10 protein-coding genes are annotated in these 14,020 nt (G+C 64.1%); 5 read left to right on the forward strand and 5 right to left on the reverse strand.

Annotated features, from left to right (window positions below; all coding sequences use genetic code 11):
- Positions 1–79: 79 nt before the first annotated feature.
- A complete protein-coding gene (locus NUX07_RS02585) occupies positions 80–4,699 on the forward strand; it encodes an NAD-glutamate dehydrogenase (protein ID WP_265528597.1) in 4,620 nt (1,539 codons plus the stop codon).
- Positions 4,699–5,550 carry an ATP-grasp domain-containing protein gene (locus NUX07_RS02590; RefSeq protein WP_265528598.1) on the forward strand — a complete coding sequence of 284 codons (852 nt, stop codon included), beginning with the start codon at positions 4,699–4,701 and terminating at the stop codon, positions 5,548–5,550. Before NUX07_RS02585 ends, NUX07_RS02590 begins: the two co-directional genes overlap by 1 nt.
- Here NUX07_RS02590 and NUX07_RS02595 read toward each other — a convergent pair.
- Genes NUX07_RS02595 through NUX07_RS02615 form a run of 5 tightly spaced genes read right to left on the reverse strand, consistent with a single transcriptional unit; the run spans position 5,490 to position 11,288 of the window.
- Positions 5,490–5,765, reverse strand: coding sequence for a ribbon-helix-helix domain-containing protein (locus NUX07_RS02595; protein WP_265528600.1), 276 nt, complete (start codon positions 5,763–5,765; stop codon positions 5,490–5,492). The genes NUX07_RS02590 and NUX07_RS02595 overlap by 61 nt on opposite strands.
- On the reverse strand, positions 5,765–6,487 hold the full coding sequence (gene phbB / locus NUX07_RS02600; protein ID WP_265528602.1) for an acetoacetyl-CoA reductase: 723 nt from the start codon (positions 6,485–6,487) through the stop codon (positions 5,765–5,767). The genes NUX07_RS02595 and phbB overlap by 1 nt, the downstream gene beginning before the upstream one ends.
- Before the next feature lie 28 nt (positions 6,488–6,515).
- Positions 6,516–7,520: a ferrochelatase gene (hemH, locus tag NUX07_RS02605; protein ID WP_265528603.1), complete on the reverse strand. Its 1,005-nt coding sequence runs from the start codon at positions 7,518–7,520 to the stop codon at positions 6,516–6,518.
- Positions 7,517–9,631, reverse strand: a complete 2,115-nt coding sequence (locus tag NUX07_RS02610; protein WP_265528605.1) for a molybdopterin cofactor-binding domain-containing protein — start codon at positions 9,629–9,631, stop codon at positions 7,517–7,519. The genes hemH and NUX07_RS02610 overlap by 4 nt, the downstream gene beginning before the upstream one ends.
- Entirely contained in the window at positions 9,612–11,288 is a 1,677-nt protein-coding gene (locus NUX07_RS02615) for a class I adenylate-forming enzyme family protein (RefSeq protein ID WP_265528607.1), read from the reverse strand. Before NUX07_RS02615 ends, NUX07_RS02610 begins: the two co-directional genes overlap by 20 nt.
- Positions 11,289–11,352: 64 nt before the next feature.
- Here NUX07_RS02615 and lgt point away from each other — a divergent pair, with 64 nt between their 5' ends.
- The 3 genes from lgt to pgeF are packed head-to-tail and all read left to right on the forward strand — an operon-like array spanning position 11,353 to position 14,005.
- Positions 11,353–12,264, forward strand: coding sequence for a prolipoprotein diacylglyceryl transferase (lgt, locus tag NUX07_RS02620; RefSeq protein ID WP_265528609.1), 912 nt, complete (start codon positions 11,353–11,355; stop codon positions 12,262–12,264).
- Positions 12,261–13,241: a class I SAM-dependent methyltransferase gene (locus tag NUX07_RS02625; RefSeq protein ID WP_265528611.1), complete on the forward strand. Its 981-nt coding sequence runs from the start codon at positions 12,261–12,263 to the stop codon at positions 13,239–13,241. Before lgt ends, NUX07_RS02625 begins: the two co-directional genes overlap by 4 nt.
- Positions 13,238–14,005 carry a peptidoglycan editing factor PgeF gene (gene pgeF, locus NUX07_RS02630; RefSeq protein WP_265528613.1) on the forward strand — a complete coding sequence of 256 codons (768 nt, stop codon included), beginning with the start codon at positions 13,238–13,240 and terminating at the stop codon, positions 14,003–14,005. The genes NUX07_RS02625 and pgeF overlap by 4 nt, the downstream gene beginning before the upstream one ends.
- Positions 14,006–14,020: the final 15 nt, after the last annotated feature.

Raw genomic sequence — 14,020 nt, forward strand, 5'->3', positions numbered from 1 at the left:
GAACATTCCCTGATACCGACTTGTTGCCCGCTACGAGCGGGTCTATAGCCCGCGCCCATAAGTGCAGTCTGGAGAGGTTATGGCACGCGGCAGCAAGGGCGAAGGGTTCGTTCCCAAGCTTGAAAAGGCGCTCAAGGAATCGGCGCTCCCCGGCGAGCTGGAGGGTATGGATGCCGATGGGCTGCACGATGCGGCCCTATTTGTCGCCAAGGTCGCCAACGAGCGCAAGCCCGGCCTGGTCGCGCTGCGTATCGAATCGCTGGGTGGTGGCGCCGGTCATCGCCGCATGCGGCTTGCCATCGTCAACACCGACATGCCGTTCCTCGTCGACTCCATCGCGGCCGCAATCGCCGCGCGCGGCCTTGCCGTGTACCGCCTGCTGCATCCGATCATGCCGATCCAGCGCGGCGACGATGGCGAGATTGAGGGCGTGGGCGGCGACCAGGACGAATCGCTTATCTACATCGAACTCGACCGCGCCGACGCGCGCGGGCGCCATGAACTCGAAACCGATTTGCTCGATGTGCTTGCCAACGTGCGCGCTGCGGTGCGGGACTGGCGGGACATGGTGGCCGAGATGGAGCGCGACGCGGACGCGCTCGATGGCAGCCACGAGGAAGAGGGCGAGTTCCTCCATTGGCTGATCGACAATAATTTCACGCTGCTCGGCCACGCCATCCTGACACGCAGCGGTATGAGCGAAGGGCTTGGGCTGCTGCGCGAGGATTTCAGCCTGTGGAACCGCGCGGTCAACGATGCGGCGCTCGATGCGTTGCTCGACAAGAGCAGGCCTTTCCTCGTCATGAAGGCGGACCGCATCTCGCCGGTCCACCGCCGCGTGCCGCTCGATGTAGTGATGATCCGCCGCGGCGAAGACAGCGTGTCGCTACATTGCGGCCTATGGACGTCGGCCGCGCTGCGTTCACCCGCCGAAGAAGTGCCCATCTTGCGCCAGCGGCTCAAGATGCTCGACAAAGAGCTCAATTTCGCCCCGTCGAGCCACGGCGGGAAGGCGCTCAACCACGCCATCTCCACGCTGCCGCACGATCTTGTGATCAGTTTCGATGAGGCGGAAGTGCGCCAGGCGGCCTTCACCGCGATGAGCCTTGCCGATCGTCCGCGCCCGACGATGCTGATCCTGCCGGGCAGCCTGAACCGGCATCTCTACGCGTTCGTCTGGTTGCCGCGTGATGAGTTGTCGACCGCGCGTCGGACGGCGATTTCGATGATGATCGAGGATGAAGTCGGCTCGCCCATTACCAGCTGGGCGGTCGAACTTGGCGATGGCGATCTTGCACTGCTGCGCTTCACGATGGCCACCGAGCCCGGCGAAAGCATGCCCGACGTCGAGGCGCTTGACGAAGCGCTGGTCGAAATGGTGCGCGGCTGGGCGCCGGCGGTGGAAAACGAGCTGGTCGAGCGGGTCGGATCGGGCAAGGCCACGCGCCTCGCGCTGGCCTACCTGCCCGCCATGCCCGAACCCTATCGCACCCGCACCGAGCCCGCCGAAGGTGCGCTCGACATACTGCGGCTGACCGCGCTCGATGGCGACGGCCGCGATGCGCGTCTCTACCAGTCGGCGACCGATACTGGCTGCCAGCTGCATCTAAAGCTTTATCGTCGTAGCGGCATCATTCCGCTTTCCGACGCGGTTCCGGTGCTCGAAAATTACGGTTTTCGCGTGCTCGAGGAAATGCCGACAGCGCTGGCCGATGGCGCGATGGGCTATATCCATAACTTCCACCTCGAACTGCCACGCGGCACCGATGTCGACGCGATCCTCGATCGCCACGAAATCGTCGAGAAAGCCATTGCCGACGTTATGGCAGGCAAGAGCGAGGATGACGAATTCAACCAGCTCGTCCTGCTGGCGGGGCTCGATCCGCAGGCGGTCGTGTGGCTGCGCGCCTGGTTCCGCTATCTGCGCCAGACCGGCGTTGCCTTCGGCCTTGTCACGATGGTCGACGCGCTCAGCCGCGCGCCGCAAGCCACGACTGCCCTGGTCGAAGCCTTCCGCGTCAGTCACGATCCCAGCCTCAAGGGTGATCGCAAGGCAGCGATCGATGCCGCCTTCGACGAGTTCGATGGCGCGCTTCTGAAGGTCAAATCGATCGACGATGATCGTATCCTGCGCCTGTTCCGCGCCGTTGTCGCCTCGACGCTGCGGACCAACGCGTTTTCCGACCAGGGGTCGGGCGCGCTAGCCTTCAAGATCGATTCCAGCGGCATCCCTGGTCTTCCCAAGCCCGTGCCGTGGCGCGAAATCTGGGTCTACAGCCCGCGCGTGGAAGGCATCCACTTGCGCGGCGGTCCCGTCGCCCGCGGTGGCCTGCGCTGGTCGGACCGGCGCGATGACTTCCGCACCGAAATCCTCGGCCTGGTCAAGGCGCAGCTGGTCAAGAACGCGGTCATCGTGCCGACTGGCGCCAAGGGCGGTTTCTATCCCAAGCAGCTGCCTGATCGGGACGAAGACCGCGATGCGTGGCTGGAGGAAGGCACCGAAAGCTACCGCATCTTCATCCGTTCGCTGCTCTCGGTCACCGACAATCTCATTGAAGACAAGGTCGTGCATCCGCCCAAGGTCGTCGTCCACGATGGCGACGATCCCTATTTCGTCGTGGCGGCGGACAAGGGCACCGCGGCCTTTTCCGATGTCGCCAACGCGATCAGCCTCGAGAAGAATTTCTGGCTCGGCGATGCGTTCGCCAGTGGCGGGTCCAACGGCTACGATCACAAGGCGATGGGCATCACCGCGCGCGGTGCGTGGGTCAGCGTCCAACGCCACTTCCTCGAGCGCGGCATCGACGTACAAACGGACACGATCCGCGTCGTCGGCTGCGGCGACATGTCGGGCGATGTCTTCGGCAACGGCATGTTGCTGTCCAAGACGATCCAGCTCAACGCCGCGTTCGATCACCGCCACATCTTCCTCGATCCCGATCCCGATCCGGCCAAGAGCTGGAAGGAGCGCAAGCGCCTGTTCGAATTGCCTCGGTCGAGCTGGGACGACTATAATCGCAAGGTGATGAGCAAGGGCGGGATGATCGTCCCACGCAGCCAGAAGTCGATCACGCTGACCAAGCCCGTGCAGGACATGCTCGGTCTGGAAGAAAAGACTGTCGGGCCGCAGGCGCTCATCAGCGCGATCCTCAAGGCGCCTGTCGATCTCATCTGGTTCGGCGGCATCGGCACCTACATCAAGGCTTCGACCGAGAGCCACAACGATGCCGGAGATTCGGTCAACGACAATTTGCGTGTCGACGCCAACGAGGTACGCGCGACCGCGATCGGCGAAGGCGCCAATCTTGGCATCACGCAGGCCGGGCGCATCGAGTTTGCGCTCGGTGGCGGCCGGATCAACACCGACTTCATCGACAATAGTGCGGGCGTCGATTGCTCGGACAACGAGGTCAACATCAAGATCCCGCTAAACCGCGAAATGCGCGAAGGGCGGCTCGATGAAGTAAAGCGAAATGCTTTCCTCGAGAAGATGACCGACGAAGTCGCGCAGATCGTGCTTGAAGATAATCGCCTTCAGACGCTGGCGCTGTCGATCGCGGAATCGCGCGGTCCGTCGGGTCTGCCGGGCTATGTGCGTACGATCGAAATGCTCGAAGCTTCAGGACGTATCGACCGGAGGGTCGAGGGCCTGGCGTCTTCCGATGCGCTGCTGCGCCGCGCCGTCGACAATCAGGGCCTGACGCGCCCCGAACTCGCGGTAATTCTATCGCATTCGAAGATCGCGTTGCAGGACGCGGCTGAACGGCTCGACCTGGCGGGAGAAGAGATTCTCGATCCCGAACTGCACGATGCTTTTCCCAAGCCGATGCAGCGCCAGTTCAAGGATGCGATCAACGCCCACCGGCTGGAAAACGAGATCATCGCGACCAAGGTGGCCAATCGCCTCGTCAACCGCCTCGGCCCCTCCGTGGCGCTCGATATGACCGAAGAAGAAGGCGCGGCGCTCAAACAGGTCGTGGTGGCCTTCCTGGTCGCCGAACATCTGCTCGACCTTCAGGGCTTGTGGGACATGATCGAAAACGCCCAAGTCGATGAAATCACGCGCATCGAGCTTTTCTCGACAGCGGCAAAGTCGGTACGCACCCATTTGTCGGACATCCTGCGCGCCGCAGGAAGCGAAACGTCGGTTACCAAGCTGATCGAACTGTTCGAACCTGGCTTCAAGAAGGTAAAGGGCGCGACGGGCCGCCTGATCCGCTCCGAAGTCCGCATCGAAGCCGATGCGCGGCGCGAACAGCTGATGTCACTGGGTGCCGACGAGGAGCTCGTGAAAGCGCTCGTGCGCCTATATGAACTCGACGGTGTGTTCGGCCTGGCATCGCTCGCCGCGCGCAAGGAAGGCGATATCCTCGGGCTGACCAAGGCCTATACGATGCTGGGCGAGTCGCTCGGTCTCGATTGGGCTCACCAGCAGCTTGTGCGTTACACGCCGGGCGACCAATGGGAACGCCTGCTGCTCGCCGGCCTGCAGCGCGATATGGAGCAGCTGCGCATCGACTTCCTGTCGCGCCAGCGCGGCGATGACCCCGTGGCCTCGGTCGAACGCTGGTGTGAACGGCAGGGTGCCCGGATCGACCAGTTCCGCAAGCTCGTCGATCGGGCGCGTAATAGCGGCGCTGCGAGCATCGCCATGCTTGCGCAAATCGCGGGACAGGCGCGTATCCTGCTCGGCCGTTGATGAAAGTCGCTCTGCTCGTTCCGGCTGAATGGGACCCGCAATATTACGAGCTCGATGCGACCCGCGACATGCTCGGCGCGGTCGGCATCGAGATCGAGCCGGTCCAATGGAACGAATGCGACGACGACGTGCTGCGCGCTGTCGATGGCGTGTTGCCGCTGATTGCGTGGGGCTATCATCTCGACCCCGGGCGCTGGTTCGACCTGCTCGACCGCATCGATTTTCGCCGGGTGCCGGTCGCCAACCCGGTGCCGGTGCTGCGATGGAATAGCGACAAGAGCTATCTCTCGGATCTGGAAGACAAGGGCGTGGCCATCGTACCGAGCGTCTTCGGCGACGCCGACGAGGGCGACAGGCTACTCGAACGGGCGCGCGATAAATTCGGCGATGACGAGCTGATCGTGAAGCCGCTCGTTTCGGCATCGGCGGAAGGGATCTACCGCTTGCCCGCGGGCGCATCGCTGCCGCCCGGCCTCGTCGACCGCCGCCTCATCGTGCAGCCTTTCATCCCATCGATCCTCGATGCCGGCGAGATGAGCCTTGTCTATTTCGGCGGCGCGTTCAGCCATGCAGCGGTCAAGCGCGCCAAGAACGGTGATTTTCGGGTGCAGCCCGAGTTCGGCGGCTCGGAGGAGCAGATCACGCCCGATCCGAAGGTGCGTGCGCTGGCCGATGCCGCGCTTGCTGCCGCGCCCGCGAAGACTGCCTACGCGCGCGTCGATATCGTGATGAACCGCGATGAGCCGCAGATCATGGAGCTCGAACTGGTCGAGCCCGACCTGTTTCTGCGTTACGCCCCCGACGGCGGCTCGGGCTTTGCCTCGGCAATCAGGGAAATGCTTTCCGCGTAGAGCCATTGCCTAATGGCGCTGGCGAGGTTGACCGGATTGAGCTGGTCGGCGTCGTAGCGGCTAAGGTCGATCTGCGCGACGAGCGCGTTGACAGGCAAGCCGCGCACCGATGCGGCCTGCTCTAGCGCTTCCCAGAACAATGGCTCAAGCGCGATCGAGGTCTCGTGGCCGGCAATGGTAACCGACCGCTTGCTGGCGCGCTGCGGGTGGAACATCAGTACATGTGTTGGCCGCCGTTGATCGACAGCGTCGAACCGGTGATGAAGCCCGCATCCTCATCGACGAGGAAGGCGACACCGCGCGCGATCTCATTGGCCTGGCCGAGGCGATTGACCGGTATCTTTGCGACGATCTTGGCCAGGACTTCATCGGGCACCGCGGCGACCATGTCGGTGTCGATATAGCCGGGCGCGATGGCGTTTACGGTGACGCCCTTGCGCGCCCCCTCCTGCGCCAGTGCCTTGGTGAAGCCATGGATGCCCGACTTGGCGGCGGCATAGTTGACCTGGCCGTACTGCCCGGCCTGTCCGTTGATCGAGCCGATATTGACGATGCGGCCATAGCCCCGCTCGCACATGCCGTCGAACACGGCCTTGGCCATGTTGAAGCAACCGCCCAGATTGGTGTCGATCACCTGCTGCCATTGATCATGCGTCTGGCGCTTCATGGTGCTGTCGCGCGTGATGCCCGCATTGTTCACCAGGACGTCGACATCGCCAAGGTCGCTCGAGATTTGCTCGACCGCATTCTGGCACGCATCGTAATCGGCAACGTCGAACTTGTACGCCTTGATGCCCGTACGATCGGTGAATTCGGCAGCAGCCTGTTCGTTGCCCGCGTAAGTCGCGGCGACGTCCATGCCCATGTCCTTGAGTTTCAGCGAAATCGCTTCGCCGATACCGCGCGTGCCGCCGGTAACGATTGCCGTGCGTCCCATAGTCTCTCTCCCTGTACTTTCCGTTGGGCTAGCCGAGCCAACCCATCAATTCGCGTCGCGCCAGCGCCTCTAGCATATCCATGCCCGCCTGGCTCGTATTCAAACAATCGAGGCGCGCGAAATGGGTTCCGCCCGCCCGCTTGAACTGTTCATCGCCCTGGATACCGAGCTCTTCGAGCGTTTCGAGACAGTCAGCTGAAAAACCGGGAGCGGCTATCGCAATCCTGGTGATGCCCTTGCCGGGATAGGCTTCGAGCGTGTCGTCGGTGGCGGGCTCAAGCCATTTTGCCGGACCGAACCGCGACTGGAAGGCGATATCGGTGTCGACGTCGAGCCGTTCCCCGACGAGCCGCGCCGTCTTCTGGCACTGGCAATGATAGGGATCGCCGAGGTGCAGCGTGCGCTCAGGCATGCCGTGGAAGGAAAGCAAGAGCCGCTGGGGGGTGAAATCCAGCGCCGCAAGCTGGCGCTCGAGGTCCTTGGCCAGCGCATCGATGTAGAGCGGATCGTCGTGATAGGCGGGTAGGGTGCGGATGGCCGGCTGCCAGCGCCGATCTTCGAGCCATGCGCACAGGTCATCGTTCGCGCTTGCCGTCGTGGCCGCGCAATATTGCGGGTAGAGAGGAGCATATAGAATGCGCCGCGCGCCCTGGTCCCACAACCGGTTCAATGCCGATGCAACCGATGGATTGCCGTAGCGCATGGCCCAGTCGACAATTGCAGCATCTCCCAGTCGAAGCTGTAGCGCCTCGGCCTGGCCGCGCGTAATGGCCGCGAGCGGCGAACCGCGTTCTTCGTCCCACACCTTGGCATAGGCCGCCGCGCTTTTCCTCGGCCGCGTATTGAGCACGATACCGCGAAGGATGGGTTGCCACGCGATCGGCGGAATTTCGACGACGCGGCGATCGGACAGGAATTGCTTGAGGTAGCGCTTCACGGCGCCGGGCTCGGGTGCGTCGGGCGTCCCAAGATTGGCCAGCAGCACGCCGATCTTCGGCAGTTTGATGGGCGGATGATCGGCAGGTTTTGTCATCTCGCGCCGCCTTGGAACGAGAAGGGTAGGGAAGGCAAGCTCGTCCTTTGGCCTGTAGAGAGCGCATTGGCGAGCGCGGCGGGCGCCAACGCCGCGCCGATCTGCGACAAGCCGCCGGGCGGCGCGTCGCGCTCGACAAGCTCGATCCGAACGGTTGGGAGCTGTTTGAGGGCGGGGCTGTAGCCGACGGGTTTTGCCATCGCATGATTAAGCGCGGGGGCAGCGCTAAGCGCCCGCTCGACACCGGCGATCACGCCTGCCTCGATGGCGGTCTGCGCCAACTTGCGGTCGATAATGCGCCCGGCGTCGACGACGGCGGTGATGGCATCGACGCGCGCGCCGAGCCCGGCCTGCCGCGCCTCGATGATGAGCGCCATTGCACTGCCGTCCATCTCGCCGCATGCAATTCCCATCGCCCCGCCACCACCGACCCAGCCGGCGAGGCGGCCGGCACTCACCAGGAGCGAGGACAGGCGCGGGCCGAGCATCGACAGACGAAAGGCGAGAGGCTCGGCCCCTAGCGCCCTGGCGACGCGCTCGACGATTTGTTCATTGGCGAAGTGGTGAAACCCGGCGACGTGCCCGGCGAGATGGCCGGCTGCAATGTCGAGATCGAGCGATGCCTGCTCGACCAGCAGGTCGGGGATGCCGTAGGCCGGAACCGCTCCGGCAATATCGGGGCGCGCGCCATCGCCGCCCGCCAGCTGTGTCAGCGTGTCACCGAGGCCTCCTTGCCCGGCGAAAACGGCATGCCAGCCGCCAATCCGCCCGTCCGCACCAGCAGTCGCCGAGATACGCGCGCCGAGCGGCGCGCCGAGGCGCCCTACTGCAGCGCTATGGGTCGGCGACAGGCAGAGAAGCACCGGCTGGCCGATCTCGCGCGCGATAATTGCGGCAATGGGCGCGGCGATCTGGTCGAGCGCACGAGCGCTTCGGCCACCCGCGGGCATCGGGACAAGCGTGACCTGATCTTCGCTCAACGAAACCGCCTTGGCGACGGCGCGGCGCGTCGCATCGGGCGCAAGCGTCGCACACCAGATGTCGAGCCCGCCGTCACTGCGCACGCGCGCCGCTGCGGTGAAGGGCTCAAGATCGCGCGGGATAGCCGGTGCCGCGGTAAAGGTTTCGGCAATCGGCCCGCCGGCAGACCCGATGACCCCGCGGGCATCACCGGCATCGGCCAATGTCCTCGCGCCGTGCCCGCCCAGTGCAGCTTCCAGGGCCGCCTCAATCGCCGCATCACCGATATCGGTAGAAGCATATCGCACCTTGGCGGACGCCATGGAGCGCTCGGCTTCCCACCAGCTGGACGAGATAGCAGCGATCCAGTCTTCGCGTTCGACGAGCTGCACGATGCTTGCGCGTTCGGCGGCGCGTCCCCGGTCGATGGCGCTGATGCGGCCGCCCGGCGGCGCAAGTCGAGCAGCCGCGTAGACCATCCCGGGGAGTCGTACGTCGGCTGCAAAGCGCCACGCACCGCGCGCCTTGGCGGGCATGTCAACGCGCGCGGCGGACCGATCGGGCTGTATCCACGGACGCAGCGTGACCGAACGCGGCACGGCGCGCTCGGCGGCGGCTTCGGCGACATCTGCGATGGCAAGGCAATTGGCGCCTGCCACCAGGTCCGTACCGACTACCGAGATTTCCTCTCGGTCTACGTCCAGCCGGTCGGCAGCCTCGGCAACAAGCATCGCGTGCGCGGTTGCGGCAGCTTCACGCACCGGCTGTTCGAAGGCGCGGATCGACGTTGCGCCCGCGGTCGCGCGCAGGTGAACACCGAAGGCATCTTCCAGCGCGGCGTTCTCGATGCCCGGACCCAGCGGCGCGGGTTCGACCGCGATGGCACTGCGCGGGACGCCGAGTTCGTGCGCGATCAGCGCGGCAAACCCCGCCCAGATTCCCTGGCCATATTCGACTTGCGGGACGAGCGCGGTGATGCCGCCTTTGGGGTCGATCTTCAGATAATGGGAGAAGCGTGCGGCGCCGCCTTCGCTCCCGAAGGGCGCCAATGTCTCGCGCGGCCAGAAATGGAAGGCGACGAGCAGGCCGATGCCTGCGCCGCCGCCCACTAGCAGCTGGCGGCGCGATAGTTCAGGCAGCTTCGCCCGCATATTGCTTTTTCAGCGTGACGCGATCGATCTTGCCGGTGCCAAGGCGCGGCAGCGGCTGGTCAACGAAGATCATTTCTTCGGGAATCTTGAACGCGGCAATCTTACCATCGAGGAAATCGCACAGCGCCTCTTCGTTGAGCGCGCTGCCTTCATGACGATAGATGATGGCAATGGGCACTTCGCCAAGCCGTTCGTCATGCCTGCCGAAGACCGCGGCTTCGGCGACTTCTTCGTGCGCATAGATGGCGGCTTCGACTTCGGCCGCTGCGATATTCTCGCCGCCGCGGATGATGATGTCCTTCTTGCGATCGACGATGTAGAGATAGTCCTCTTCGTCGAGCATCCCGACATCGCCGGTCTTGAAGTAGCCATCTGCAGTGAATGCCGCTTCGGTGGCCTCGGGATTCTTCCAATAGCCCTTGATATTGGCGGCGCTCTTGATGCCGATCTCGCCGACGGCGCCGGTTTCGAGCGCGTTGCCGTCATCGTCCATGATACGAATTTCGACATAAGGGGACATCGGTCGCCCGGTCGACTTCGGCTTGGCGACATAGTTGGTCCAGAAATTGCCGCAGCCCACCGCGTTGGTCTCGGTCAAGCCGTACCCGAGCGCCGGCTGCGCATCGCCCATCTCCTCATCGAGCCGTTTGACATGCGCCACCGGGCGCGGGGCGCCACCGGCAGCGATATCGGTCAGGCTGGAGAGGTCGTACTTGTCCTTGTCGGGATGGTTCATGAGCTCGAGGCTCATTGTCGGCACACCGACGAAATAGGTGATCTTCTCGTCCTGGATCAGGCGCAGCGCCTCGCCCGGGTCCCATTTGTCCATCAGCACCATGCCGCGCCCGATGACGAAGCTGTTGAGCATCACGGGAACTTCGCCCGTCACGTGGAAGAGCGGCACCGACAAGAGTGTCTTGGGCGGATTTGCGGGTTCGCGGCCTTGCGACTGCATCACGCCCAGCAGGCACATGAGGCTGGTGGCATAGGCATAGACGCCCGTCGTGACCTGCCGATGGGTCGACAAGGCGCCCTTGGCGTCGCCGGTCGAGCCCGAGGTGAAAAGGATCGTCGCATCGTCGTCGGGACCGACTTCGGGCAGGCTGACGTCCGAATGATCGCCCGACAGCATCTTGCCCATCGCCTCTTCAACCGGCTTGTAGATATCGATCGTCTCGACCTTCCAGTCGCCGTCGAGACCGGCGATACGCTGCGCGCGCGGCGCATCGGCGATGGTCAGCACCGGCTCGGTCAGCTTGAAGGCGTGATCGAGCTCGGCCTCGCGCCACCAGCCGTTCATCAAGGTCGCGATCCCCCCGGCCTTGGCGATGGCCATGTAGCTTACGACCCAGGCGGCGCAGTTTTTCATCGCGATGGCGACACGATCACCCTTTTCGACGCCGCGCGCGACAAGCGCGAGCGCGAGCTTGTCGGACAGCGCGTCTAGATCCGCGAAGGTCAGCCGCTCATAGGGCGTGATCAGCCCTTCGACCTGTCCGTTCAGCGCGCCGAAGGTCTTGAAGAACATCGGCAGTGTTGCCGGAAAATTGGAGACGATGGCGCGTCCCTGTTCGTCTTCGGCAAGAATGATGCGCCCGCCTTCGCCCGTTACCGCGGCCAAAACAGCGTCAAAAGTCTGGTCTAGCGGGCTCGGCATGCATCACTCCTTTGATTATCGGTTGACGCACCCTATGAGGCGTTAAGCCAAGAGAAAAGGGACCATGGCAGCAAATTCCACATATGATGGCGCAATCGCCTTTCCGGACCTGGGTCTGAGCCCGACGCTGATCGATTTCGGCTTCTACCGGCTCGAATGGTATTCGATCGCGTATCTCGCCGGCATCATCATCGCCTACGTATACCTCCTGAAACTCCTCAAGAAGCCCGGCGCCCCCATGGCACGTCGCCATGTCGACGATCTGGTGTTCTGGGGAACGCTCGGTGTGATCGGTGGCGGCCGCCTCGGCTATATCCTGTTCTACAAGCCCGAACTGTTCCTCCAGGGCGCGACGATGTTCGGGATAGATTTGCCCGCCCCCTTTGCAATCTTGAACCTGCGCGCGGGGGGCATGAGCTTTCATGGCGGGGTGATTGGCGTCAGCCTGGCAATCATCTTCTATAGTTGGAAGCACAAGCTGCAATGGCTTCGCGTCCATGATTATGTCGCGGTGACGGTGCCGTTCGGGCTGATGTTCGGGCGGCTGGCCAATTTCCTCAACCAGGAATTGTGGGGCGCGGAAACGAGCGTGCCATGGGCGATCCGCTTCCAGGAGGTCGTCGGGGGCGCGCTGGTCCTGGGACCGCCGCGCCATCCCACGCAGCTTTATGAAGCGGGTCTCGAAGGCTTGGTGTTGCTCGGCATCCTTGCCGTCACGTTCTACAAGACGCAGGCGCGCTATCTGCCCGGCATGCTGGTTGGTGCCTTTATCTTCTTCTACGGCTGCTTCCGCTTCATCATCGAGATTTGGCGCGAACCGGATTCGCATCTCGTCGAATTCGCGGCATCGACCGGCCTGCAGATGGGGCAGTGGCTCAGCCTGCCGATGATCCTGGCAGGCCTGTTCCTCATGCTGACCGCCAAGGGGCGTCGCCAGCGGGTCGAGCCGATCGCAGGCTCGTCCAGCGTAGCGTGAGCCTCGCCGAAGCGCTCGAGCAGCGGATCGCCGCCGAAGGGCCGATCTCGCTGCACGACTACATGGCGGCCTCCAACGCCGAATATTATGCGTCGCGCGATCCGTTGGGCAAAGCAGGCGATTTCACCACCGCGCCCGAAATCAGCCAGATGTTCGGTGAACTCGTCGGTGCTTCGCTGGCCGATGTCTTTGCGCGGGCGGGGCGCCCGGACCACGCGGCGTACGCGGAGCTGGGACCGGGGCGCGGCACATTGGCAAGCGACGTCCTGCGCCTGATGGGCGGGATCGGATTTGAAGGCGACGTCCATTTTGTCGAGACCAGCCCGGTGTTGCGCAATGCGCAGCGCGAGCGCCATCCGGACGCCACATGGCACAAGACGACCGACAGCCTGCCCGACGTGCCGCTGCTGATCGTTGCCAACGAGTTTTTCGATGCGCTTCCCGTGCGCCAATGGGTTGGCGATGCCGAACGCAAGGTGGCCTTTGAAGGCGGCGGGTTTCGTTTTTCGCCCAACGGGACGGTCACCCGCGAAACCTGTCCAGCTGCCGAAGCAATAGCAGGGCGTCTGGGCGGGCACCTGGCGCGCCATGGCGGGGTCATGCTGGTGATCGACTATGGCTACGCAGGCGGAGAGCAGGGCGACACACTGCAGGCTGTTCGCCGCCACACGAAGGTCGGTCCGCTCGCTTTTCCCGGGACGTCGGACCTGACAACCCATGTCGATTTCGCCGCGTTGGCGGCAGCGGCCAAGCGCGGTGGCGCGAAGGTTACGCGGGTGATCACGCAGGGCACGTGGCTGGAAACATTGGGCCTTGGTCCGCGCGCCGTAGCGCTTGCCGGTCGCAATCCCGACCGCGCCGATGACATCGCGGCCCAGCGAAAGCGGCTTGCCTCTGAGGAAGGCATGGGAACGCTGTTCAAGGTGATGGCGGTGCATCACCCTGATTGGCCCGCGCCCGCAGGCTTGGGGGCATGAACCTCGATATCGTCACCGCCGCGCCGCTTGACGGTGTGGCGCACGGCTTTTTCGGCCGCGCCGGGGGTGTATCGACCGGCGACGTTGCCGGGCTGCAATGCGGCTACGGTGCCGACGATGATCGCGAAGCGGTCGACACCAATCGCCGGCTGGCGGCCGATGCACTGATCGACGGCGCGTCGATTGCTGCGCCTTACCAGGTGCACTCCCCCGATTGCGTCATCGCCGATGCGCCATTCGACGAGCGTCCGAAAGCGGACGCGGTGGCAACCAGAACGCCAGGCCTGCTGCTCGGCATCGTCACCGCCGATTGCTCGCCCGTGCTTCTCGCCGATGTGGAGGCAGGCGTCGTCGCTGTTGCGCATGCGGGTTGGCGCGGCGCAATTGCCGGCGTTACCGACAAGACCGTCGGCGCGATGCTGTCGCTTGGCGCGCGGCTCGATCGTATCGCGGCAGCGGTCGGCCCCTGCATCGCGCAAGCCAGCTACGAAGTCTCGCCCGAGTTCGTCGATCCGTTCCTGGCGGAGGATCCCGATAACGCGCGCTTCTTCGTAGAGGGCCCGTCGGGAAAACCCCATTTCGACCTCGAAGCCTATGTCGCCGCGCGGCTATCGGCTGTTGGCGTTAGGCGCGTATGGCTGGCCGGGCTCGATACCTATGCGCACAAAGATCGCTTCTACAGCTTCCGCCGTGCGATGCATCGCGGCGAGGCGAACTACGGGCGACAGATAAGCCTCATTGGCATTCGGCCCCAACCCGTCTAATCGGGCGCCGAACTT

Origin of the sequence: Sphingomicrobium marinum, from assembly GCF_026157105.1 — a bacterium.
GTDB lineage: Bacteria > Pseudomonadota > Alphaproteobacteria > Sphingomonadales > Sphingomonadaceae > Sphingomicrobium > Sphingomicrobium marinum.

Excerpts from the sequence above, each read along its gene's own strand:
- NUX07_RS02595 (WP_265528600.1), bottom strand. The coding sequence starts at position 5,765 with ATGTTCCACCCGCAGCGCGCCAGCAAGCGGTCGGTTACCATTGCCGGC.
- NUX07_RS02590 (WP_265528598.1), top strand. The coding sequence starts at position 4,699 with ATGAAAGTCGCTCTGCTCGTTCCGGCTGAATGGGACCCGCAATATTAC.
- hemH (WP_265528603.1), bottom strand. The coding sequence starts at position 7,520 with ATGACAAAACCTGCCGATCATCCGCCCATCAAACTGCCGAAGATCGGC.
- NUX07_RS02615 (WP_265528607.1), bottom strand. The coding sequence starts at position 11,288 with ATGCCGAGCCCGCTAGACCAGACTTTTGACGCTGTTTTGGCCGCGGTA.
- lgt (WP_265528609.1), top strand. The coding sequence starts at position 11,353 with ATGGCAGCAAATTCCACATATGATGGCGCAATCGCCTTTCCGGACCTG.
- NUX07_RS02585 (WP_265528597.1), top strand. The coding sequence starts at position 80 with ATGGCACGCGGCAGCAAGGGCGAAGGGTTCGTTCCCAAGCTTGAAAAG.
- phbB (WP_265528602.1), bottom strand. The coding sequence starts at position 6,487 with ATGGGACGCACGGCAATCGTTACCGGCGGCACGCGCGGTATCGGCGAA.
- NUX07_RS02610 (WP_265528605.1), bottom strand. The coding sequence starts at position 9,631 with ATGCGGGCGAAGCTGCCTGAACTATCGCGCCGCCAGCTGCTAGTGGGC.
- pgeF (WP_265528613.1), top strand. The coding sequence starts at position 13,238 with ATGAACCTCGATATCGTCACCGCCGCGCCGCTTGACGGTGTGGCGCAC.